The sequence below is a fragment of the Streptomyces sp. NPDC025784 genome (assembly GCF_055558435.1).
The window spans coordinates 314,434-337,225 of sequence record NZ_JBVHMN010000004.1 but is presented as its reverse complement, the minus strand read 5'-3'; the positions used below and the strand labels follow the sequence as shown (position 1 = coordinate 337,225).

General features: G+C 73.0%; 20 protein-coding genes. 8 read left to right on the top strand and 12 right to left on the bottom strand.

From position 1 onward, the window contains the following. Positions 1 to 94 precede the first annotated feature (94 nt). Positions 95 to 718, bottom strand: a complete 624-nt coding sequence (locus ACZ4IF_RS13160) for a LysE family translocator (RefSeq protein ID WP_467562200.1) — start codon at positions 716 to 718, stop codon at positions 95 to 97. A 171-nt stretch (positions 719 to 889) separates the two neighbouring features. Here ACZ4IF_RS13160 and ACZ4IF_RS13155 point away from each other — a divergent pair, with 171 nt between their 5' ends. Beyond that, complete coding sequence (locus tag ACZ4IF_RS13155; protein ID WP_467562198.1) at positions 890 to 1,645, top strand: metallophosphoesterase; 756 nt, start codon at positions 890 to 892, stop codon at positions 1,643 to 1,645. 13 nt (positions 1,646 to 1,658) lie between these two features. On the opposite strand, the gene ACZ4IF_RS13150 is transcribed toward ACZ4IF_RS13155, so the two are convergent. Continuing rightward, a complete protein-coding gene (locus tag ACZ4IF_RS13150) occupies positions 1,659 to 2,288 on the bottom strand; it encodes a PDZ domain-containing protein (RefSeq protein ID WP_467562196.1) in 630 nt (209 codons plus the stop codon). Between the two features lie 92 nt (positions 2,289 to 2,380). Further along, the gene (locus ACZ4IF_RS13145) at positions 2,381 to 3,247 is read right to left on the bottom strand and encodes a LysR family transcriptional regulator (RefSeq protein ID WP_467562194.1); all 867 of its coding nucleotides are present in this window, start codon (positions 3,245 to 3,247) and stop codon (positions 2,381 to 2,383) included. Positions 3,248 to 3,477: 230 nt separating this feature from the next. Between ACZ4IF_RS13145 and ACZ4IF_RS13140 the strand changes: the two genes are divergently transcribed. Together ACZ4IF_RS13140 and ACZ4IF_RS13135 are read left to right on the top strand one after the other, a co-directional pair. Continuing rightward, positions 3,478 to 4,194, top strand: a complete 717-nt coding sequence (locus ACZ4IF_RS13140; RefSeq protein WP_467562348.1) for a CTP synthase C-terminal region-related (seleno)protein — start codon at positions 3,478 to 3,480, stop codon at positions 4,192 to 4,194. 111 nt (positions 4,195 to 4,305) lie between these two features. Continuing rightward, the gene (locus tag ACZ4IF_RS13135) at positions 4,306 to 5,835 is read left to right on the top strand and encodes a hypothetical protein (RefSeq protein WP_467562192.1); all 1,530 of its coding nucleotides are present in this window, start codon (positions 4,306 to 4,308) and stop codon (positions 5,833 to 5,835) included. Positions 5,836 to 6,316: 481 nt separating this feature from the next. Here the strand turns inward: ACZ4IF_RS13135 and cyc2 are convergent, their stop codons facing one another. Further along, complete coding sequence (gene cyc2, locus ACZ4IF_RS13130) at positions 6,317 to 8,476, bottom strand: germacradienol/geosmin synthase Cyc2 (RefSeq protein ID WP_467562190.1); 2,160 nt, start codon at positions 8,474 to 8,476, stop codon at positions 6,317 to 6,319. A 165-nt stretch (positions 8,477 to 8,641) separates the two neighbouring features. Between cyc2 and ACZ4IF_RS13125 the strand changes: the two genes are divergently transcribed. Then, positions 8,642 to 9,955, top strand: coding sequence for a cytochrome P450 (locus tag ACZ4IF_RS13125; RefSeq protein WP_467562188.1), 1,314 nt, complete (start codon positions 8,642 to 8,644; stop codon positions 9,953 to 9,955). A 35-nt stretch (positions 9,956 to 9,990) separates the two neighbouring features. Here the strand turns inward: ACZ4IF_RS13125 and ACZ4IF_RS13120 are convergent, their stop codons facing one another. Both ACZ4IF_RS13120 and ACZ4IF_RS13115 read right to left on the bottom strand, forming a co-directional pair. Beyond that, the gene (locus ACZ4IF_RS13120; protein ID WP_467562186.1) at positions 9,991 to 11,187 is read right to left on the bottom strand and encodes a damage-control phosphatase ARMT1 family protein; all 1,197 of its coding nucleotides are present in this window, start codon (positions 11,185 to 11,187) and stop codon (positions 9,991 to 9,993) included. A gap of 95 nt (positions 11,188 to 11,282) precedes the next feature. Next, positions 11,283 to 13,103, bottom strand: a complete 1,821-nt coding sequence (locus tag ACZ4IF_RS13115; protein WP_467562184.1) for a S8 family peptidase — start codon at positions 13,101 to 13,103, stop codon at positions 11,283 to 11,285. A 438-nt stretch (positions 13,104 to 13,541) separates the two neighbouring features. Here ACZ4IF_RS13115 and ACZ4IF_RS13110 point away from each other — a divergent pair, with 438 nt between their 5' ends. Next, positions 13,542 to 14,444 carry a lytic polysaccharide monooxygenase auxiliary activity family 9 protein gene (locus ACZ4IF_RS13110; protein ID WP_467562182.1) on the top strand — a complete coding sequence of 301 codons (903 nt, stop codon included), beginning with the start codon at positions 13,542 to 13,544 and terminating at the stop codon, positions 14,442 to 14,444. A 15-nt stretch (positions 14,445 to 14,459) separates the two neighbouring features. On the opposite strand, the gene ACZ4IF_RS13105 is transcribed toward ACZ4IF_RS13110, so the two are convergent. After that, positions 14,460 to 15,125 (bottom strand): Tat pathway signal sequence domain protein, encoded by a 666-nt coding sequence (locus ACZ4IF_RS13105; RefSeq protein WP_467562180.1) that lies wholly within the window; start codon positions 15,123 to 15,125, stop codon positions 14,460 to 14,462. Positions 15,126 to 15,995: 870 nt separating this feature from the next. Between ACZ4IF_RS13105 and ACZ4IF_RS13100 the strand changes: the two genes are divergently transcribed. The 3 genes from ACZ4IF_RS13100 (at position 15,996) to ACZ4IF_RS13090 (ending at position 18,520) form a co-directional block, all read left to right on the top strand. Next, positions 15,996 to 16,670 carry a DUF6230 family protein gene (locus ACZ4IF_RS13100; RefSeq protein ID WP_467562178.1) on the top strand — a complete coding sequence of 225 codons (675 nt, stop codon included), beginning with the start codon at positions 15,996 to 15,998 and terminating at the stop codon, positions 16,668 to 16,670. After that, on the top strand, positions 16,670 to 17,068 hold the full coding sequence (locus ACZ4IF_RS13095) for a DUF6114 domain-containing protein (RefSeq protein WP_467562176.1): 399 nt from the start codon (positions 16,670 to 16,672) through the stop codon (positions 17,066 to 17,068). Before ACZ4IF_RS13100 ends, ACZ4IF_RS13095 begins: the two co-directional genes overlap by 1 nt. 207 nt (positions 17,069 to 17,275) lie before the next feature. Further along, on the top strand, positions 17,276 to 18,520 hold the full coding sequence (locus ACZ4IF_RS13090; protein WP_467562174.1) for a cytochrome P450 family protein: 1,245 nt from the start codon (positions 17,276 to 17,278) through the stop codon (positions 18,518 to 18,520). Here ACZ4IF_RS13090 and ACZ4IF_RS13085 read toward each other — a convergent pair whose 3' ends face one another. From ACZ4IF_RS13085 to ACZ4IF_RS13065, 5 genes are all read right to left on the bottom strand, one after another. Next, the gene (locus tag ACZ4IF_RS13085; protein WP_467562346.1) at positions 18,521 to 19,819 is read right to left on the bottom strand and encodes a cytochrome P450; all 1,299 of its coding nucleotides are present in this window, start codon (positions 19,817 to 19,819) and stop codon (positions 18,521 to 18,523) included. Positions 19,820 to 19,947: 128 nt separating this feature from the next. Further along, positions 19,948 to 20,571 carry a GTP-binding protein gene (locus tag ACZ4IF_RS13080; protein WP_345648585.1) on the bottom strand — a complete coding sequence of 208 codons (624 nt, stop codon included), beginning with the start codon at positions 20,569 to 20,571 and terminating at the stop codon, positions 19,948 to 19,950. Further along, a complete protein-coding gene (locus tag ACZ4IF_RS13075; protein ID WP_345648583.1) occupies positions 20,549 to 20,908 on the bottom strand; it encodes a DUF742 domain-containing protein in 360 nt (119 codons plus the stop codon). Before ACZ4IF_RS13075 ends, ACZ4IF_RS13080 begins: the two co-directional genes overlap by 23 nt. After that, positions 20,905 to 21,318: a roadblock/LC7 domain-containing protein gene (locus ACZ4IF_RS13070; protein WP_467562171.1), complete on the bottom strand. Its 414-nt coding sequence runs from the start codon at positions 21,316 to 21,318 to the stop codon at positions 20,905 to 20,907. Before ACZ4IF_RS13070 ends, ACZ4IF_RS13075 begins: the two co-directional genes overlap by 4 nt. Then, on the bottom strand, positions 21,315 to 22,751 hold the full coding sequence (locus ACZ4IF_RS13065) for an ATP-binding protein (protein ID WP_467562169.1): 1,437 nt from the start codon (positions 22,749 to 22,751) through the stop codon (positions 21,315 to 21,317). The genes ACZ4IF_RS13070 and ACZ4IF_RS13065 overlap by 4 nt, the downstream gene beginning before the upstream one ends. Positions 22,752 to 22,792: the final 41 nt, after the last annotated feature.

Sequence of the window (22,792 nt, the reverse complement as noted above, 5' to 3'; positions counted from 1 at the left end):
CCTGCCTCCAACCGTCCGGAGTCCCCCAGGGGGCTACGGGCAGCATCCTGCCCCTCCGGTGGAGCGCGCGCGAGCCGATTGCGGCGCCTCTGTGTCAGCTCTCCAGGGCGAGGCGCGCACCCAGGAGGAGCAGGACACCGCCCGAGACCTGTTCCAGACGCCGCCGCACGCCGGTCCTGGACAGCACGGCCTTCATCCGGCCGACGAACCACACGTACAGGCCGTAGTAGCCGACCTCGTAGACCGCCCAGAGCGCGGCGAGGCCGACCATGGCGGGCAGGTGCGGGGCTCCTTCGGGCACGAACTGCGGCAGGAAGGACATCGCGAAGACGGCCGCCTTGGGGTTGGCGAGGTTGAGCAGCAGTCCGCCCCGGTAGGAGGCCCAGCCGCTCTGCTCCGTGCCCTCCCAGCCGGCGCCGTCCGGGGCGTCCTCGGATCGGCGCGCCTGTCGCAGCGTCTGGATGCCGAAGCCGACGAGGACGACGGCGCCGACGACGCGCATGACGTCGTACGCCACCTCGGAGGCGGCGAGGAGCGCGGAGAGGCCGAAGGCGGCGACGACGCCCCAGACGAACACCCCGGTCTCGTTGCCGAGGACGGTCAGGAAACCGGAACGCCGGCTGCGCAACGACTGCTTGATGATCAGCACGGTGCTGGGTCCGGGGGACGCCGTGATCAGCGTGCAGGCGCCGAGGAAGGCGAGAAGGGTGCTCAGCATGCGGCCATGGTGACGCAGCGCCCGCGGGGCGGCCAGCGCTTTTCCGCACGGACCTCGCCCGGCCTGCTTCTAACGGCCGGGCATTGCCTTGCCATTAGTGGTAATGCTTAGATGCAGTTGTTCCATTAAATGACTCGCGGCTTCGAGGCCTAGACGACGACGGGGGACGGCATGCTCGTGCTGGCGCACATCAGCGACCTTCACTTGGACGGGACCGAGCGGGCGACGGAGCGGGCCGAGCGGGTGCGTGACCGGCTCTGGGGGCTCGCGGGGCGGGTGGACGCACTCCTGGTGACGGGAGACATCGCGGACCACGGCGCGGAGGCGGAGTACGAGGAGGCGGCCCGTCTGCTGGGACTGCGCGACCCGGACGCGGCCCCGTTCCCGGTCCTCACCTGCCCGGGCAACCACGACAGCCGCGCGCCCTACCGCAAGGCCCTGCTCGGCGGGCCCGCCGCCGACGACCCGGTCAACAGCCTCCACGTCTTCGACGACGCGGCCGTGCTCATGTGCGACTCCAGCATCCCGGGGCGGGACGAGGGCGAGTTCGACGAGGAGACGTACGCCTGGATCGAGGCGACGCTCGACGACCTGGACGGCGGCCTGCCCGCGCTCCTCGCCTTCCACCACCCGCCGGTCGCCCTGCACCATCCGCTGCCGGACGCCTACCAGTTGGGCGAGCCGCGCGCCCTGGCCGGGCTGCTGGAGCGCAGGCCCGAGATCGTCGGGCTGATCACCGGGCACGCGCACACGCCGGCGGCCACCGCCTTCGCCGGACGGCCGCTCGTCGTCGGCCCCGGCGTGACCTGGACACTGCGGCTGCCCTGGGAGGGCGAAGGGGTCGCGGACCGGGACGCCCCGCCCGGGTTCGCGTTCCATGTGCTCGACGACGAAGGGCGGTTGACGAGCCACTTCAGGGTCGCGTGAACCGGGGCCGGAATCAGGTCACGACGCCCGGGACCGTGGACAGTTGACGTCGGGACCCGTTCGCGTGACGGACGGAGAGGGTGACGGACGCGCCCGGGCGCGCGGCGGCGACCGCGTGCGCGAGGTCCGCCGCCGAACCGATCCGGCTCTCCCCGAGGGCGAGCAGGACGTCACCGCGCACCAGGCCCGCGGTGTACCCCGGCCCGGGGACGTGGACGGCGACGACGAGCGCACCCCCGCCCTGGGGTGCGTCGACGGCCTCGACCCCCAGCGTGGCCCGCGCGGACTCCGTCACCGGAGCCGTCCCGCCGCCCACCGACGCCGACTTGGAACCGCCGGGGGCGGCCGGACCGGAGACGCGCCCGGAGGCGCCCGGCGGCACGGACGGCACGGGTCCCGCCGCCCCGCCCGCCTTCTGCTGGAGGGCCGCCAGTCTGCTCATGCCGATCACCGTGGCACCCACCGTGCCGAGCCCGACCCCCGACAGGACCAGCACCACGCCGACGAACAGGCTGAACAGCAGCGTCATCAGACGCCTGCCGCGGCGCCGAGCGGCATGAGGTCGCCGGCCGCCGTCGGACGGGCGGCCTCCGCCCGGCTCCTGACCGGGCATCGGCTTGGGACGCAACGCGGTCTGTTCCATGGATCGCCTCCGGCAGCTGCTCTACGGACCGCCTCCGGCTCTTGCTCTACCCTGCGCGCCGACGCGCGACGATTCACCAACGAGTGAGACTTTCAGAACCGTTCGAGAAGTTTGTCCACCATCGCGGCCGCCGCGCCCCGCGGCGATCCGGCGTGCACCAACTCCGTACGGTGCACGAGCCGGGGAGCCACCAGCGGCACGGCCGCCGTGCCGGGCACGCCGACGGCCGCCGTGCGCGGCAGCAGGAGCAGGCCGTGCCCCGCGGCGGCCAGAGCGGTGAGGGCACGCAGGTCGGTGCCCTCGTAGCGCAGGGCCGGGCGGAAGCCCGCACCGCCGTGCGCGGCCCTCAGGTGGGCGAGCGGCAGACCCGCGCCGGGGGCGTCCAGCCAGCGGGCGTCGACCAGGTCGCCCAGCCGCAGCCCCGTACGCCGGGCCAGGGGATGCGACGCGGGCAGCAGGACGCAGACCGGCTCCTCGCCCGCCCCGTGGGTCGTCAGCGGCGCCACGTCCGGCAGCCGCAGGGGGTCGCTGGGCGCGGCGAGTCCGTCGACGAGCCCCAGGTCCGCGCCGCCGGTGGCGACGGCCGCGGGGACCTCATCGCGGGCCAGCACCCTGAGGGTCACACCCGCGGCAGGCAGCGCCGCCACGACACGGGGCCCGAGTGCGGTCGGCGCCACGGCGAGCGTCAGACCGTGCTCGGGTGCGGCCGCCATCCGTGCGACGTCGGCCCGCGCGGCGTCCAGGCGCAGCAGCAGCGGGCCCGCGTGTTCGAGGAGCCGCTCGCCCGCCGCGGTCGGTGCGACGGGCCGCCGGGTGAGCAGCGGCGCACCCAGGTCCTGCTCCAGCGCCGCGATGTGCTGGGACACCGCGGACTGGGTGTAGCCGAGCTCGCGCGCGGCCTCCGAGAAGGACGCGAGCCGCGCCACGGCGACGTACGTACGCAGGAGATGCGGATCCATGCCGCCAAGGATGGCGCACCGTATCAGCGTTGCTTATCGAGGGTGCAGAAATCATCGTTGGACCTGAGCTCGACGGCGCGCCGAGGATGATCCGCATGACCACGAACACCAGCACGGCCCCGCACGGCCCGGCGAGCGACATCACCACGAACGGTCCGGCCACGAGCGGCTCGGTCACCGCGCGCACGGCTGAGAACGGGCCGGTCACGAACGGCGGCGGCCCGGCGGGCATGCCACGCGGCGCCCGGATCGCCCTCGTCGGGGACCGCTCCCCCACCGTCGTCTCGCACACCCGCGTCCCGCTCCTGCTCGACGCGCTCGCGGACCGCGACCGCATCGTGCTCGACGCCTACTGGATCCCCTCCGAGGACGCCGAGGACGCGACGGCGGTACACGGCTTCGACGCCGTGTGGGTGCTTCCCGGGAGCCCCTACCGCAGCGAGGCGGGCGTGCTCACGGCGATCCGGACGGCACGCGAGGAGGGCATCCCGTTCCTCGGCACGTGCGGCGGCTTCCAGCACGCCCTCCTGGAGTACGCACGCGACGTCTGCGGCCTCACCCGGGTCGCGCACGCCGAGAACGACCCCGACGCGAACGACTTCCTGATCGAGCCGCTCGCGTGCTCACTCGTGGGGCACGAGGCCGCCGTCACCGTCGAGCCGGGCTCGCTCGCGCAGTCGCTGATCGGGGCGGAGCGGACGGTCGAACGGTACTTCTGCTCGTACGGCCCCTCGCGCCATCTCGACACCCTGCGCGCGCGGGGGCTGCGCTTCAGCGGGCACGACCAGGAGGGCCAGGTCCGGATCGCGGAACTGCCGGGCCATCCCTTCTTCCTGGCCACCTTGTTCCAGCCGGAGCTGTCCGGGGACGGTTCCCGCCCGCACCCGCTGATCAGGGCGCTCGCACGGGCCGCGGTGGAGCACGCCGCGCGGGTACGCGCCGAGTGACGGTGCCCGGCAGGCACGCGGCGGTGCGCGCCGATGCCGCAACCGGTCGAGTCCCCCTTGCCGCACACCGGTCAAGTCCCCTTGTCAGTGGCGGCTGTTACTTTCTGTGACATGACCGACGACGCCCTGCGCCTGCTCCGGCAGGACCCGCACCTGGCCGGCCTGGCCGCGTTCCCCTTCGGCTTCGACCTGAGCCGCGCGGCCCACGGCCATGTCGAGCCGGTCCGCCTCGCCTCGGGCGGACCTCTGGAGGTGGTGGCCGGGGACGACACCGGTGGCACCTACTTCCTGTGCGCGGACGGCTCGATGCTGTACGCGGACTCGGAAGGCGGCTCGGGCATCGTGGGGTCGAGCGCCGACGAGGCACTGGAGATATTCGTCGGCCTGCCCGGCTGGCACGACTACCTCGGGCTGTCGCCGCGGGACGGCGCGGAGAAGATCCTGGCCGCGGTCGCGGAGACCGAGGACGAGCTCCGCGAGTGCTACGGCTTCGACGACGAGCGGACCGAACTGCGCGCCGCCCTGGGCTTCCCCGAGCGTTCCCCGGTCGAGCTCGTCGGCATGCTGTACGCGGCACTGCGGCGCACCGAGCCCGACTTCCTGCTGATCAACGGAGAGGAACTCCTCGCCTACCGCCTCCTGGACGAGGTGCCCGGCCCACCCCTGTGGGAGGCCGTTCTGGCCCGCGGACACGCCGACCTGGCCGGGCTGCGAGCGGGCGAGCAGACGGTCGAGGACGCGCTGGCCGAGCATCCGGTACGGCGTCGGGTCGCGCTGCGCGCCGCGCAGTTCGACCGTGCGGACGGTGACACCGGCCTGCTCCGCCGACTGCTCCGGCACGAGGCGCGGTCCTCGATGACGGACGAACTGCGGCTGGCCGCCGTGCTGGTGGGCCTGCGCGGGGACCCCGCGGACCTGTCCCTGCTCCACGAGGTCCGCGACACCGACTTCGACACCTGGTGCGGGCTCGGCGGAATTCCCGAACCGGACGCGGACGGCGCCGAACTGCGCTCCTGGGCGCGGGGCCTCGACGACTCCCTGTTCGGCACGGCCCCCGCCGACGAGCCGCTGTTCACATGGACCGAACTGGCCCTGGACCAGGGCCTGACGGAGCTCGCCCGGGTGGCGCTGATCCGGCGGCTGGACGAGATCGAACTGAACCAGAGCATGCTGCGGCGGCCGGACGCCCCGACGCGCCTCGACCCGTCCCCGCTCGGCTCGCTCGCCCGGGAGTTCGAGCGGCTCGGCGACCTCCCCCAGGCGCTGCGCGCCCAGCGCCTGTACGCGCAGCTCCAGGAGCGGGCGTGGGACCAGGTATCGGCCCGGCTGACCCAGGCCCGGTTGGAGCGGGAGGCGGCGCGTCTCGACGGAGCCGCGAGCACCCTGGGGATGCTCCGGAGGGTCCTGGCGGCTCCGGGCGACGACTCGCTGCGGCACTGGCAGGGCGTCGATCTCGGCCGGTTCATCGCCGAGGAGCACTATGCCCTCGCCCATGCCCTGGCCGACGCGGATCTTCCGGAGGAGGCCCGCGCGGTTCTCGCGGCCGGCGACGCGATACGCGACGAGCTGTCACCCGCCGGCGACGCGGCCGTGCGGCAGCCCGCCGAGGAGGCAGCACGCAGGACGACCGGCCGGCCCTGAGCCGGCCCGCACGCGTGAACGCGCCCCGGGCCCGCCGCCCCAGGGGCGCGGGGAATCGCGCGCCCGGCGACACCGGGCCTGTGCGGGCACACGGGACCCCAGCCCACCCGACCAGGGGCGCGAGGAACCGCGCACCCGGCCACACCCGGCCCGCACAGGTGAGCAGGGCCCGAACCCACCACCCCAGGGGCGCGAGGAACCGCGCACCCAGCCACACCCGGCCCGCACGGGCGAGCGCAGGTCACGACCGCCCGACCGGGGGGACAGCGGATGCGGGGCGACCGTGGGCCGGTGGGGGCCGGTCGCGCAGTTCCCCGCGCCCCTGGGTCGGGCCGTCCCGGCCGGTGCTCGCCCGTGCGGGGCGGCTACCGCCGGACGCGCAGTCCCCGCGCCCCGGCCGGTGCCCGCCCCGTGCGGGCACTCCGGCAGCGATCCGGGTCGCCACCCGAGCTCCCGCCGAAGCGGTCCGGCATGGGCGATCTCAGCCGACGGGCAGCGCCGGAGCGGGCGGCCGGTCCGGGAGGAAGCCGTGGGCACGGCGCGCCAGGTACTCGGCCTTGTAGCGGTCGACTTTCCGGTGCCAGTTCAGGATGCCCGCCATCCAGTTCTGCAGGTCGGCGACATAGCCCGCCATGATCTCGCGCGCTTCCTCCGACAGGCCGAAGTCCTCGTACAGGAGGGGCAGTTCGTGCGCGGCGACATGCTCGAACTGCCGCATGCGCTGGTTCGTCAGATCGCCCACCACGCCGAGCGCGGCCGGGTAGTCGCAGCCGAAGAAGTTCTGCACGACGAGGACGGCGTTGTGGATCTCGCCCTCGTACTCGATCTCCTTCTGGTACGAGAAGACGTCGTTCACCAGGCAGGCGTAGTCGACGGCCGAGTTCTCCAGTGAGCGGACCGGTCCGCTGCGGTACACCTCCGGCGGGACGGCGGGACCGTGACCCATCCGGCACAGGCTCAGGGTGAGGTCGGAGCCGAAGGTGGCGCGCCGCATCTCCAGGTAGTCGATCGGGTCCGGGACGCGGCGCTGGATCTGGTTGGACAGCTCCCACAGCCAGCTCGCCGTCATGACGTCGACCGCGTCCTTCAGGGTCCGCCGCGCTTCGGGGGTCATCGCGTCCGTGGTGCGTGCCCACAGGTCGATGAGGCCGTGCTCCATGCCGTTGACCGGGACGGGCACCTCCTCGTCGGCCAGGGGCATGCAGGCGGACAGGCGCTCGGTGGTCAGGCGCGCGGCTGCCGGGTCGCGGCGGTGCCCGAAGACGAGCGGGTAGTAGTCGTCGGCGTACGTGCCCCAGGCGAGCCACTGGGAGCTGAGGTCGAGGGCCTCGGCGGTCGCGTCCGGGTCCAGCCCCGCCGCGCACAGCGGAAGGTCGGCGGCCGCGAGCCGGTCCTCGTCCCAGACGCCCTCGTCGAGCATGCCCATGCGGTGCATCCACGAGGTCAGCCGGCCGCGGGCCGCGTCGAGGTGCGGGCTGAGCTCGACCTCGAACGGCATGGCGAAGTCGGGCAGCATCGACGGGCCCACCCGCTGGTGCGGCAGGTGGGAGTAGGCACGCAGGCGTTCCGCGGCGACGGCGGCCAGCAGCGCGCCGACGTCGGCGGCGGAGGTGCCGGGGCCGGTCGGTGCCTGCCACGGCGCTGCGGACGTGGCGCCCTCGTTCATGTAGCGGCTGGAGCGCATGTGCCATTCGTGGCCGCCGGACTGCCAGTCCTGCAGGCCCTTGGCGTACGCGGTCACCGCCGCGACCTCGCCCGGGGTGAGCCCCTTCTCCAGTGCGAGCGCGGGCACTTCGGTGAGGGCGGTGTGCTCGAACTGGTGGAGCCGGGAGGTCAGGATGTCGTTGACCGTCTCGGCGGCCTCCTGGGTGGTGCAGCCGAAGAACGTCTCCAGGACGAGCACGCCGTTGCTGAGTTCGCCTTCTTCCTCGACCTCCCGCTGGTAGGAGAACAGGTCGTTGCGCAGGTGCACGGCGTCGGAGAACGTCTCCATCAGCACCCGGAGCGGCCGCGTCCGTGCGACCGACGCCGGGACCTCGGCGGTGGCGTACTCCACGAGCCCCGCCGACCAGGGCGCGCCACCCACCTTGCGGCGCATCTCGATGTATTCGACAGGGTTGGAGACCCGTCCTTCGTTGATATTGGACAGCTCCCACATCGACTCGTTCAGCAGGTGCTCGGTGGCGACGGCGAAGCGTCGGCGCCAGTCGGCCGACATCGACGGCACCGTGCGCGCCCACAGGTCGGCGAGCCCGGCCTCGACCGGGTTCCGCGGTTCCGGCACGGGCGTCGACAGGTCCCGGGGCATGAACAGCGGCAGACGGTCCAGGTGGGCCTTGCCCGCCGCGCGGTCCTGGGTGCGCTTGAACATGTCCAGGAAGTGGTCGTCGAAGAAGAACACCCACACGTACCAGTCGGTGATCAGGGACAGCGCGGGCCCGTCGCAGTCGGGGTGCGTGTACGCGCACAGCAGCCCGTAGTCGTGGGCGTCGAGGTCGGACTGCTCCCAGATGCCGGAGCCCTCCAGCATGCCCATGTCCCGTGCCCACCCGACCGAGTGGGCACGTGCCTCGTCGAGGTGCGGGTTGAGCCGCGCGGGATACGGCATGTAGAAGTGCGGGAGTCGGAACGGCTGCGTCATGGCCGGGCCCTACCCACGGCCTCCGAACGACACCCGCGGGCCTGGACATGATCACACCATCGCGTGAATCCCCTGGGTGGCGGCCCCTCCGCCTCCGGGATCTGTACGGCGGCATGTCCAGCGATCCCCTTGCCGCCGCCGGACCGGGCCGGTCACCGTGGTCGTATGACGTCCACACCACGGGCCCCGCGGGACACGACGGAGGCATCGGATGCGCCGGTGACGCCCCGCCTGCCCGACCCGCCCGATGTCTTCGACCCCCGGCAGTACGCCGACGGGGTCCCCCACGCCGCGTACCGTGCGCTGCGCGATCACGTCCCGGTCGCCTGGCAGGAGGAGCGCGAGGTGCTCGGCTGGCCGGCGGGACCCGGGTTCTGGGCGGTCACCCGGCACGCGGACGTGGTGCGGGTGCTCAAGGACTCGGCGACGTACTCCTCGTGTCTCGGGGCGACCCAGATCCGCGATCCGGCCCCCGGCGACCTGCCGTTCATCCGGCGCATGATGCTCAATCAGGACCCTCCGGACCACGGCCGGCTGAGGCGGCTGGTGAGCCGGGCGTTCACCCCGCGTCGCGTCGGGCAGTTCGAGGCGGTGGCCCGCGAGCGGGCCCGGGCGCTGCTCGGGCGGGCGGTCGAGGAGGCCCGCGCGGGCGACGGCACGTGCGATCTCGTCGGCGCGGTCACCGACGACTACGCCCTGCTGAATCTGGCGGACCTGCTCGGCGTGCCGGAGCGGGACCGCGGGCTGCTGCTGGACTGGACGCGGCGGGTGATCGGCTACCAGGACCCGGACGAGGCGGGCCCGACGACGGTCGGCGCGGACGGGAAGCCGGTCGATCCGCGTTCCCCGGCGATGCTGCGGCACATGTTCGAGTACGCCCACCAGCTGGCCGTGCTCAAGAAGAACCACCCGGCCGACGATGTGATGACCACGCTCGCGGCCGACCCCGAACTCGCCCCCGAGGAGCTGGAGATGTTCTTCTTCCTGCTCACCGTCGCGGGCAACGACACCGTGCGGAGCGCGGCGCCGGGGGGCCTGCTGGCCCTGGCGGAACACCCGGACGCGTACGCGGCACTGCGCGCGGGGCGGGTCGGACTGGACACGGCCGTCGACGAGTTGCTGCGCTGGCATCCGCCGGTACTCACCTTCCGCCGCACGGCCGCCGTGGACACCGAGCTGGCCGGGCGGCGCCTGCGGGCCGGCGACAAGGTCGTCGTCTTCCACGCCTCGGCCAACCGTGACGAGCGCGTCTTCGCCGACCCGCACCGGCTGGACCTGACCCGGTCACCGAACCCGCACGTCTCCTTCGGCGACGGCCCGCACGTCTGTCTGGGCGCCCACTTCGCCCGGCTGCAACTACGGGTGCTGTACGAGGAGACGCTCCGCGCGGCGCCCGCGCTGGGCACCGCGGGACCTCCCCGGCGTCTCGTCTCGAACTTCATCAACGGGCTCAAGTCGCTTCCCCTGCACCTGATCTGATCCTGCGTCCGGTGAGCACCCCGGGGTGTCCGCGCTCAGGGCCGGACCTGGATCAGCGCATGCGTGCCGCCGGTGCGCCAGCGCCGCTCCTCGGCGGCGACGAGCGCGGCCTCGGTGCCGGCGTCGAGCCCGACGACCACGTCGGACTTGAGGGTGCGCAGTGCGGCCACCGCGCCGGGGAAATGAGCCGTCGCCACCGCGAAGGGGGTGGTCGCGGGGTAGAGCCGGTCACCGATGAGACGCCGGTAGTTGAGGTCGCCCTTCAGGACGGTCAGGTCGGCCGCGGCGAACTCCCGGCGGAGGTCGTCGGGCAGGTCGGCGTAGGGCAGCGGGGCGCAGAAGAAGGGGTGGGCCCGGACCGTGAGGCGGCCGTCGGCCGCCGCCGCCCAGAGCCGTCGGCCGGCCTCGCCTGCCGCTCCCTTCGCGTCGACGAGGCGGCGCAGCGCGTCGACGGTGTCCGCGGTCGTGGCGTCGGAGATGTAGTAGGGGTACGGCTTGACGTGCAGGACGGCCCGGGTGATGCGGCCGTGGTGCAGGAGGTGGTCGACGAGGAGCAGGTCGGGGATGAGCTCGCGGCCCGCGTTGTCCGCGACCAGGCAGAGAGTGCCGCCGTCGAGCAGGGAGCGCAGCGCGTCGCCGTCGTCCGCGACGAGCCGGGACTCCGTCGGGGTCTCTCCCGACGCGGCGCCCAGGCGGAAGCCGAGGTCGGCCCGGTTGCCCCACAGCGAGCCGTGCAGCAGAGCCACCTCCTGATCCTCGGCCGGCCGCGGGGCGAGTTCGTCGAGCGCGGCGAGTTCCTCGTCGGCCTCCGCGGTGTCGAGCTCCGCGAGCTTGAAGGGCCGGAACGGGTCGATGCCCTGCCAGGGACCCGGCGCGAAGTACCCGACGGCTTCCAGGAGCCGGCGGTAGAAGTAGCTCTCGGACCACAGGAACGGGAGGTCGAACCAGGACCGGCCGATCCGGTCCCGGCCCCATTCCAGCCACTGGTCCCGGTCCGCGGCCTGCGGGCCGAGGGGTTCGACGACCCCTTCGGTGCACTCGGCGAGCAGGGCGTCGAGGGCACGGTGCTGTTCGGGACCGTACGGGAAGGCGCCCCGTACCTGGCGGATCAGTGCGGGGTGCCGCTCGGCCAGCACGCTCCAGGGGAACGAACCCACGACGTTGCTGACGACCACGGGCGGGAGGGACTCGGCGGGCTGGCCGGAGGGTGCGGGCTCGGCGGGTGCGGGCATGCCGCTCACCGTACCGGCCGGACCGAAGGGGCCGGCCGACACGCGAGCGCGTCGGCCGGCCCCTCCCCCCGTGGAGATCAGCAGCGTGACCCGGGTCAGAAGGTCAGCTTCCAGCTGTTGATCGTGCCGGTGTCCTGGGCGGCCACGTCCTGGACGCGGAGTTTCCAGGTGCCGTCTGCGGCCTCGCCGGAGGCGTCGACGGTGTACGTCGCGCTGACGTCGTCCGCGGAGTCCGAGCTGCTGGAGGACTTCAGCCGGTACGTCGAGCCGTCCGGGGCGACGAGGTCGATCACCAGGTCGCCGCGGTAGGTGTGGGTGATGTCCACGCCCACCTTGAGGGCGGCGGGCGCGTTGCCGCCGCGCCCGCTGACGGTGATCGGCGACTCGACGGCGGGGCCCGCGTCCGGGATCGCCACGGAGCCTGCGCTCGTGAAGGTGGTGCCGCCGGTCGAGCCGGCGGCCACGGCCTGGACGGTCTTGGCCGCGTCCGCGAGACCGGCGCCGCAGCCGCCCGAGCAGGTGCCGGGCAGGGCACGCGCGTTGGCCTTGACGGCCGTCTCGATCTGCGCCGGGGTGAGGGCCGGGGCGGCCGACTTCATGAGCGCGACCAGGCCGACGATGTGCGGGGTGGCCATGCTGGTGCCCTGGTAGTACGCGTACGACTCCGTGGACGGCGTCTTCGTGCCGGAGTTGAGCGTCGACAGGATGCCGCTGGCGGTGCCGGTGCTCATCTCGCCGCCCGGGGCCGCGATGTCCACGACGGAGCCGTAGTTGGAGTACGAGGCGCGGGAGCCGGTGCGGCCGGTGGCGGCGACGGTGATGACGTTGCTGCAGCTCGCCGGGGAGTACTTGGAGGCGTTGTCGTTGTCGTTGCCCGCGGCCACGACGACGGTCGTCCCGCGGTTCACGGCGGCGTTGATGGCGCTCTGGGTGGCGGAGGTGCAGGCACCCGGACCGCCCAGGCTCATGTTGATGACCTTGGCGACGTTGCTGTTGGCCGGGACGCCGGACACCGTGCCGCCGGAGGCCCAGGTGATGGCGTCGATGATGTCGGAGTCGTAGCCGCCGCACTTGCCGAGCACGCGCAGCGGGGAGATCTTCGCGTGGTAGGCGATCCCCGCGATGCCCTTGCCGTTGCCGGTGACGGCGGCGATGGTGCCCGCGACGTGCGTGCCGTGCCAGGAGGAGCCGCTGGAGCCGGTGCCCGCACCGCATTCGTCCGTCGCGTACCAGTCGCCCGGGTCGGCCGGGTTGCTGTCGCGGCCGTCGCCGTCGACGGACACCGCCGGGTCGGAGATGAAGTCGTAGCCGCCGAGGATGTTCGCGGCGACGTCGGAGTGGGCGACGTAGCCGGTGTCGATGACGGCGACGGTCACACCGCTGCCGGTGGACGTGGTCCAGGCGCCGGGGACCCGCATGCCCGCGGTGGCCTCGAAGAGGTCCCACTGCTTGGCGTACTCGGTGTCGTTCGGGTCGGCCTGGGGCTTGTTGAGGCGGTCCGGCACGACGTACGCGACCTGCGGGTCGGCCCGGTACTGGGCGATGACGTCGGCGACGTCCGCCCTCGCCGGTTCGGCGCCGAGGTCCACGAGGGCCGCCCCGGTGCCCAGGCGGCGCCGGAAGTCGAGGTCCTCTCCCGCCCTCCTGCCCTTCGCCGCGGCGTCGGCGTCCGCGGCCTTGTCCGAAGTCGCCTCCGCGGCACCGGACTTGTACCCGACGATCAGGCGCTCGGCCGGAGCGGCGGGCGTGGCCTCGGCCGCGACGGTGGTGGACCGCGCGTCGGGGGTCTGGGCGGCGGCGACCGTGCTCGTCGTCACGGCCAGCAGCGCCGCGGATATCGCGGCGACGGACACCAGTTTCCGGCCGGTGCCGCGGGGCGCCTCGCGGGAGGCGTCAGGTGAGGGGGAGGGACGCAAGGGCTTGCCTTTCGGGGCCGGCTCCGGAGGGCGTGGGGTGCCGCGGAGCAGCGGTCGATTCGCTTCGTCGTCGAAGCGGCGGGGGGTGCGGATCCGGAAGAGCGGCGCGGTGGCCGGCCATGCGCGAGCGACCCGGCGAGGGGTTTCCTGTGGGGCGGCTGTGCCCGAACGATAGGCAAGCGGAAGGTGAGGGGGATACAGGGGAAACCCTCGATGTGACCGGTAATCGACCCTCGATCCCGGGCCGTTGGCCGGGAAGGGTACGTTTCGCGCCCCTCGCACCGCTGAACGCACGGCTCCGCGGTCCCGTACTTCACGGTGCCCCGGGTGAGGAGTGCCCTCCGCACGCCCCGCACGGTGGCCGGACCGCTTCGCCGACGTATCGAGGAGACCCCCGGATGACCCGCCCACCGCACCGCCGTCGCGGCCGCTGTCGCCGTGACGGCTCCGCTGCTCCTCGCCACCTGGGCCGCGGGGCCGGCCCAGGCGCACGGCGCGCCGACGTCCCCGGTCAGCCGGGTGGTCGCCTGCTCCCCCGAGGGCGGGAGCATGACGCGGACCGCGGCCTGCAGGGCGGCGATCGCCGCGAACGGGGCGCCCTTCACTGCCTGGGACAACCTCCGGGTGGCCGGTGTCGGCGGCCGGGACCGGCAGGTGATCCCCGACGGGAAGCTGTGCAGTGGCGGCCTGCCCGCCTACAAGGGGCTCGACCTCGCCCGCACGGACTGGCCGTCGACCCGTCTGACGCCCGGCGCGAGCCTCACCCTCAGCTACAGCTCGACGATCCCGCACACCGGGACGTTCAAGCTGTACCTCTCGAAGCCGGGCTACGACCCGTCCCGGCCGCTGAAGTGGTCCGACCTGCCCGAGAAGCCGTTCGCCACCGCCACCGACCCGGCTCTGGTGGACGGCGCGTACCGCATCAGGGCGAAGCTGCCGTCCGACCGGACCGGGCGGCACATGCTGTACACGATCTGGCAGAACTCCAGCACGACGGACACCTATTACTCGTGCTCGGACGTGGTGCTGTCCGGCGGCGGCGCGACACCGGCGCCCACGGAGAAGCCTGCCGGCGGCGCGAGCACGCACAAGAGCGGGCGGACCGGCGCGCCGGCGAAACAGTCGCCCGCTCCGTCGCGGACGGCCGCCTCGCCGGCACCGGCGTCCGGTTCGCCGACCCTGGTGACCACGTCACCGTCCGGCGCGGCCGGTCCGGATCACCTCCAGCCCGCCGCCGACAGCACGTCGGGCCACAGTGCCGCGCTCCCCCTGGCCGCCGGGGGAGCCGCGGCGCTGCTGCTCACCGCGGGCGTCGCCGTCACGCTGCGGCGCCGCCGCTGAGCGCTCGGCGGGCCGTCAGTTGACGTGGACCGTCGGACCGCCCTCCTGGCTGGTGTCCGACACGGGTGCGTACTTGGCGGTGAAGTACCCGCTGGCGAAGCACAGGGACGAGCCGGAGAACTTGGTGAACTGCTGGTTGGTGAAGGCGATGCTGTTGTCGGTGTTGCTCGCCGTACCGGACAGGCCCGCCGCCCGGTAGACGCAGGTGACGGTGCCGAGCAGGGTGCGCAGCTTGACCGTGGTCTGGATGCTGGAACCGGCGGCGGGCGCCACGGCGACGGTGCCGTCGGAGGAGACGGTGGTGCTGTAGGGCAGGTTGTCGACCGTGATGCCGGTGACGCCGAGCACCCCGACGACGTTGCTGGTGCAGCTCGCGCTGTCGAAGGTGTGCCCGGTGAGCGACTCGGTCGCGATGCCGGGGGCCGCCGGGTTGTCGGTGACGGCGGCGGTGAAGGCCGACGAGGAGCAGGAGACCCCGCTCGTGCCGGTGCTGCTGGAGTAGAGCGTGGCCGCGGTGCCGCTCGCCAGGGACGCGTTGAGGACGTCACCGGCGGCGACCGGGGTTCCGCCCGCGCTGCCGGTGGTGAGCACCGGGGTGTCGGCCGCGGACGACGGGACGGTCGCCGACACCGAGAGGGCGGCGACGACGCCGGCGACGGCGAGGAGGGATCGAGTGCGCATGGGGGGTGCCTCTTCTCCTGATGGGGGGTGTGGGTGCCTGACCGCGCACGGGGCGCGGGGGTACGGGGGTGCGGCGTCGCGCCCGCGGCGCGGCAGCACGGGGTGGCGCGAGCGTGCGGACGACGGGCGGGTGCGGGGGACACGGACGTGCGGGACGACGCGAGCGGGTGGGGCGGCTTGGGTGCGGACGAGGCGCGGGTGCGATGCGCGCGGGTGGGGCGACTCAGGGGTGCGGACGACGCGCAGGTACGCGGCGACGCGGAATTGCGGGACGACGCGAGCGGGTGGGGCGACTCGGGTGTGCTGGCGACGCGAACGTGCTGGTCGCCCGCGCGCGGGAATCCGCCGCCGGTCCGTGACGCCTTCTCCGTACGTCACGGACCGGCAGCGACAGCCGGGCGCCGGCACGGCTCAGGGGAAGGCGACCGTGCCGGTGCCAGGGGTGGGGGGTGCAGTGGACGAGGAGGCGCGGCGCGTCCGGAGGTGTCACCGCCGCCCGTGGAAGGACGGCGTCCGGGAGGCGACCCACGCGTCACGCGACGGACCCGGCGCCACGGGTCCGTGGGAATCAAGGCAGAGTTGTAGACCTGGTGAACGCTCAACGTCAAGGCACAGCACGGAAGTTGGGCGTGAACTCGACCTTTTGGCCGGTCTCCGTTCACAGCTGCGGCACAACCACCACGCTATTCCCACAAGCGCCTTGACCCATGAATGTAACCCCCGGTAACTTCCTCGGCGGCTACTGCTGCGCAACGAGAAAGCCCTTGCGCCCGCCGGGAGGCGGGAGGGCCGTGCGCCGCAGCCGCTGTCCGCGCCAGGACAACGTGCCACTGAACCCGTACCCGCATCGAACGTGCACAGGGAGCAGACATGGCCTCGTCCTCGGACGCCTCGGCGTCCCACGGTTCCACCCCCGAGAGCCCGGAAAGCGGTTCCGCGACCGAGGGCCCGGACAGACGCGGGCGGGTCCGCCTGCGCCGCGCCGCAGTGATGGCGGTGCCTGCCACCGCCATCGCGGCGGGACTGATGATCCTCACCGCGCAGGGCGCTCTCGGCGTCCAGTTCGCCATCTCCGGCATGCCGTTCACGGTCACCGCCACCGAGCTGAACGGCACCGGCTTCGAGCAGTTCGGCAACCTCGACAACATGGCGGAGGACAGCCCCAACGCCGGCGACACCGGCGGCCAGGTCCTCGTCGTGACCTCCGCCATCAAGAACGCGACGCTCACCAAGCTGTGCCAGAGCGTCGACCTGGGCGGCACGAACCTGCTCATCACCGCGGGCAGCGGTGCGGACAAGGTGCAGGCGACCAACCTCACCACCGACTCCACGGAGCTGTCGGGCGACGCGGCCTTCGACAACATCGAGATCGGCAACGACGCCAGCACCCTCAGCAAGGCCGGCGTCCAGGGCAACAAGGGCGTCTTCAGCCAGCAGGCCGACACCGTGCACATCGCGAACCTGCGACAGACCAACTACGCGACCACCGCCGCCGTGTTCAAGCTCCCCGGGCTCAAACTCCGCTTCAGCGAGCAGGGTTGCTGATGACGTCGTCCCGGAACCCGCGGTCGGCATTCCGCCGGTGGCGAGCGCACCGCCCCTTCTGGGGCGGTCTGCTGCTCACCCTGGCCGGAGCGGAGATCCTGCTCACCGAGAAGGCGTCCCTGAAGGTCGTCCTGCACATCGGCATGCAGGGGCTGGCGGGTTACCTGCTGCCCACCCTGATGGTGCTGTGCGGACTGCTGATCCTCTTCAACCCGGCCCAGCGCCTCTTCTACTCGCTGGTCGGCATCCTGCTGTCCCTCGGCACCTGGCTCACCTCCAACCTCGGCGGCTTCCTCGTCGGCCTCCTCCTCGGAGCGGTCGGCAGCTGTCTCGCCTTCGGCTGGCTCCCGGACCAGGAGCCCCGCCGTCGCCGCCTGCTGCGACGCGGACACGCGTGATCCCCGAGCCCGTGCGACCTACGGGCCCGCCGCGGTCCGGCACGGCCCGGGCAGCCCGACAGGCCGACCCGGCGCCGGGTCGACTTGTCGGTACGCGCACGGAAGTTGCCCGCGTACGCACCGGGCGACGGGCGCTCTCGCTGCGGAACCGTACTCCCGCGTAGCGTGACCTGCCGTCATGACGTGCGAATGCCAGGGAGGCTCCCCGTGGGAAATCCAAGCCCCTTAGTGATAGACGCGACCGGCCGCGACATTCACTCGGAAGCCGCCCGTGTCCGGGACGGCGGACCGGTGACCCTGGTGGAGCTCCCCGGTGGTGTCGAGGCCTGGGCGGTGAGCAGCCCCGATCTGCTCAAGCAGCTGCTCACCGACCCGCGGGTGTCCAAGGACGCCCGGCAGCACTGGCCCCGGTTCACCCGCGGGGAGATCACCCCGGACTGGCCTCTGTTCACCTGGGTCGCCGTGCAGAACATGTTCACCGCGTACGGCGGCGAGCACAAACGCCTGCGCATCCTCGTCTCGAAGGCGTTCACCGCGCGCCGTACGGCCGCGCTCCAGCCGCGGATCGAGGAGATCACCGCGCAGCTGCTGGACCGGATCGCGGAGGCCGGCCGCGACTCCCAGGTCGTCGACCTGCGCGAGGAGTTCTGTTATCCGCTTCCCATCCAGGTGATCAGCGAGCTGTTCGGACTGCCCGAGGAGCGGGGACCCGAGCTGCGGCGACTGGTGGACCGCATCTTCGACACCTCCGCCGACCCGGGCGAGATGACCGCCGCCTATGAGCGGTTGTACGTCGTCCTGGCCGAACTCGTCGCTTCCAAGCGGGAGTCACCGGGCGACGATCTGACCACCGGACTGATCGCGGCACGCGACGAGGACGACGGCACCCGGCTCAGCGAGCAGGAACTGCTGGACACCCTGGTGCTGATGATCAGTGCGGGCCACGAGACGACGGTGAACCTCATCGACAACGCCGTGCACGCCCTGCTCACCCACCCCGGTGAGCTCGCCGCCGTGCGTGAGGGGCGGGCCTCCTGGGACGACGTGGTCGAGGAGACGCTGCGTGTGGACGCGCCGGTCGCCAGTCTGCCGCTGCGCTACGCGGTGGACGACCTGCCGATGAGTGAGTTCGGCGGCCCGGACGGTCTGGTGATCGGCAAGGGCGAGGCCATTCTCGCCGCGTACGCCGCCGCCGGGCGCGACCCCGAGCGCCACGGGAAGGACGCCGACCGCTTCGACGTCACCCGCGCCGACAAGGAGCACCTCGCCTTCGGCTACGGGGTGCACCACTGCCTCGGTGCCCCGCTCGGCCGCATGGAGGCCCGGGTCGCGCTCCCGGCGCTCTTCGCCCGCTTCCCGGACCTGTGCCTCGCCGCTCCCGGGGAGGAACTGCGGCCGGTGGAGTCCTTCATCTCCAACGGCCACCGGTCCCTCCCCGTACGGATCTCCTGATCACTCCCCGCGCCACCAGGCCAGCAGACGTGCCCAGCCGCTCTTCGGCGGCTCGGGCACGACGGCGGGCGGCGGAGCCACCGGCAGCGGAAGGGCACCGGGGTGCGGCCGCGGCTCGGCGTCCGGCGCCGCGGCCGCCGCCGTGGGCGGGAAGCGGACGGGCAGTGCGGCGAGAGCGCGGTGGAAGGGGCCGGGCCGCCAGACCAACTCCTCTGCCGGCACCGTGAGTTCGACATCGGGAAGGCGGTCGAGGAGCTTCTCGACGCCGACCGCCGCGATCAACCGCGCCGGACTCTGTGCCGGGCAGTTGTGCGGGCCCGCGCTCCACGCCAGGTGGGCGCGGTTGCCCGCCCGCTGATCGCTCGTCAGCGCCGGGTCGGTGTTGGCCGCGGCGAGACTCACCACCAGCGGATCACCGGCTCGCAGCGACGCGCCCTCGTAGACGACGTCGTGCACGGGATAGTGGACGGCGTAGTTGGCCATCGGCGGGTCGGACCACAGCACCTCGTCGAGGGCGTCCTCCACCGGGAGGCTGCCGCCGGACAGGTCACCCGCGAACCGGTCGTCGGACAGCAGCAGGCGAAGGCTGTTCGCGATGAGGTTCTGCTGCGGCTCGGTGCCGGCGCCCATCAGGACGACGAGGGTGTGGATCATCTCCTCGTCGGTGAGCGCGGCCGGGTGAGCCATCAGCCAGGACGTCATGTCCTGCCCGGGCTTCGCGCGCTTCAGCGTGACGAGGTCGAGCAGGGTGGTGCTGAGCAGTTCGTTCGCCTTCTCGGCGTCCACCCCGTCGAAGATCCCGGACATGCCCTCGACCAGCCGGATCCCGTAGTCGGCGGGGCAGCCGAAGAGGTGGTTGAACACCAGCAGCGGCAGGACCTGGGCGTACTCGCCGAGCAGATCCGCCGTGCCGAGCGGGGCGAACCGGTCGATGAGCGTGTCGGCACTGCGCTCCACGTATCCGCGCAGCGTGTTCGGCTCCACCAGGGCCAGGCTGTCCGTGATCGCTCCACGCAGCCGGCGGTGCTCCTCACCGTCGGTGAACAGCGCGTTCGGCCGGTACATCATCATCGGCACGACGGGGCTGTCCATCGGGACGGTGCCGTCGGCCAGGTCGCGCCAGCGGCGGGGGTCCTTGGAGAAGGTCTCCGGGCTGCGCAGGACGTGCAGGGCGGCCTCGTACCCGGTGACGAGGGTGGCCCGGACACCGGGCGCCAGTTCGACGGGGGCGGTCGGCCCGTTCTCCCGGAGCCTGCGGTACACGGCGCCCGGATCGGCCGCGAACTCCGGTCCGTACATGGGTTCGTGGGCCGGGCAGCCGGGCGGCGGCACGGACTGCGACGGTGCGGGCCGCGACGCCGGGGCGTCCTGCGGCACGGTCTGCGGTGGTACGGACTCCGGTGGTACGGACTCCGGTGGTACGGGGGTCACGCGTGCTCCAGTTCGCCGGTGCGGGTGAGCAGGTATTCGACGAGGGCGATCAGCGCCTCGGTGGAGGAGACCCGGTCGCGGGCGTCGCAGCGCACGAGCGGGGTCGAGGGCAGCAGGTCGAGTGCCTCGCGCACCTCGTCCAGGCCGTGTTCGGGCGCGTCGTCGAACTCGTTCAGGGCCACCGCGTAAGGCAGTCCCAACTCCTCCAGCACGCCCATGACTTCGAAGGACTGGTCCAGGCGCCGGGTGTCGGCGAGGACGAGCGCGCCGAGCGCACCGCGCGTCATGTCCTGCCACAGCTCGGTGAAGCGCTGCTGCCCAGGCGTCCCGAACAGGTAGAGGACCAAGGCGTCGTTGAGGGTGAGGCGGCCGAAGTCGAGGGCGACCGTGGTGGTCGTCTTGTCGCGCGTCCCGGCCAGGTCGTCGACGAGCGCGCCGGCCTGGGTCATGACCTCCTCGGTGCGCAGCGGCCGTATCTCGGACAGGGCGCCGACGAAGGTGGTCTTGCCGACGGCGAAGTGACCCACGATCAGCAGCTTGACCGCGGTCTGCACGGTCGCCGGCAGATGCATGCCGCCCGACCGGGGGCGGACGTCGTCAGAGGCGGGCGCGGAGCCCATCGAGCACCTCCTGGAGGATGCGGGTGTCGGAGGGGCGGGCCGACGGGATCGGCGCGCGGGTGACGATGTGACCGCTGTCGATCAGGTCGGCGATCAGCACCTTGGTGACGCTGACCGGCAGCTCCAGATGCCCGGCCACCTCGGCGACCGACAGCGCTCCGGGCCGGCACAGCTCCATCAGCCGCCGCTTCTCGGGACTCAGGCCCGTCAGGGGTAGATCGTCGGCGGCGATCAGCAGCGTGACGAGGTCGAGGGTGTTGCGGGACGGGTGGGAGCGGCCGTCCGTGACGACGTAGGACCGCACGAGCCGCTCCCCGGGACGGCGGCGGGGTGTCATGCCCGACTGCCGGTGTCCTGCCGGGCGGGGCTGGTCAGCTCCTTGCCGAGCCGGTCGACCAGCTTGTGCATGCGGTAGGTGACCGCTTCCATGTCGACGTTCTCGGTGGTGGACACCGCGAGATAGGCTCCCTCCCCCGCGGCGACGAGGAAGACGTAGCCGTGGGCGAATTCGATCAGGGTCTGCCGCCACGGGGTGTGCGGGCTGCCGCAGAACTCGGCCGTGCTGCGGCTGATCGACTGCACCCCCGACAGGCCGGCGGCCAGCCGTTCGGCGTCGTCCCGGCCGATGTCCGCGGAGTGCGCCCGGAGCATGCCGTCGGCGGACAGCAGGATCGCGTGACGCGCCTCCGGCACCTTGAGGACCTCGTCGAGCATCCACCCCAGCTCGTTGGTCATGGGGGCGATCATCCCTGTGTGTTCCCTTCGTTCTCGTGGGGGGCTTGGTGGGAGGCCTCGGCGGCGGACGCGTCGTGGGCGGACCGGCCGAAGCGGGTGCCGCGGGCGAAGGCGCCCATGCGCCGCGCGTTCTCCTCGGCGGTCCGGCCGCCGACCTCCTCGGCCGGGGCCGCGGACGGCTCCCCGGCGGTCGCGGTCACCGGCGCCTGAGGGGTGCGGCGGCGCCGCTTGGGCAGTCCTCCGGCCGTGGTGGCCTCCGCGGTCTCGGCCGTACGGGCTGTCGTACGGGCAGGGGTGGCGGCGGACGCCGCCTCGGTCGGGGTGACGGGTGCCGCCTGTGCGGGGGCCGTGGCGGCCGGTGAGGGATCCGGCGCCGCGACGGTTCCGGCGGCGGGCCGGGACGACCGGCGGGTCGGGGCGGCCGGCGGTGCCGCCACCGTCGTGGGGTCCATGTGGGTCAGCAGCGCCGCGGGCACGAACAGCACGGCGCGGACACCGCCGTACGGCGACCGGGTGTCCACCGAGACGCTGAATCCGTACCGGTCGGCGAGCACCCCGATGACGGCGAAGCCGAACTGGGGCGGGTCGTCGAGGCGGGTGACGTCCACGGCGTGCCGGCCGGTCAGCAGCGCGGCGGCGTGCTCGGTGGCCTGCCCGTCCATGCCGACGCCGGCGTCGTCGATGACCACGCAGGCACCGTTGTGCACCGTCTGGACGTCGACCTCGACCGTCGTGTTGGGCTGTGAGTGACGTGCCGCGTTGTCGAGCAGTTCGGCGACCGCGAGGACGACGGGCTCCACCGCGCGGCTCTCGACGGCGATGTCCGCCTGCCCGTTGATCCGCACGCGCCGGTAGTCGCGGATGCGGGAGGTCGCCCCGCGGACGACCTCGATCAGCGGGGATGTGGAGCGCTGCCGCCCGGGCCAGGAACCGCACAGGACGGCGATGGCCTGCGCGCGGCGGCCGAACTGGGCGTTGGTGTGGTCGATCTCGAGCAGGTCGCGCAGCACGTCGGGGTGGTCGTGCCGGTCCTGCATCTCCGAGATGGACACCTGCTGCTCGTTGGCGAGGGCCTGGATCGAGCGCATCGATGCCTTGAGGGCGGCCTTGGCGGACTGGTCGGCGCGGGACTGCGCGTGCTCCACGGCGCCGGAGAACCGCTCGACGACGCTGTCGAGGCTCTTGGCGAAGTCCGTGTCGGCCAGCCGGGCGTCCAGCAGTCCGGCGGCGGGGCCCGCCTGGTGCGGGGCGTCCTCCAGGGCCGGGAGGCGGACCGCGGCCAGATGACGCAGCTCCTCTTCCCGGGCCCGCAGTCCGTCCGCGAGTTCGGTGGTCCGCCTGCGCTGCCGGGCGGTGATGCCGCGCTGGCGGAGCAGCAGGACGGTGACGGCGAGCAGGCCGACGGCCAGGCACCAGAACGCTGCTTCCGGTAGGCGTTCGGTCATGGATCCTCAAGTCTCCGCATGCATAGCTGAGTTGATCGGGT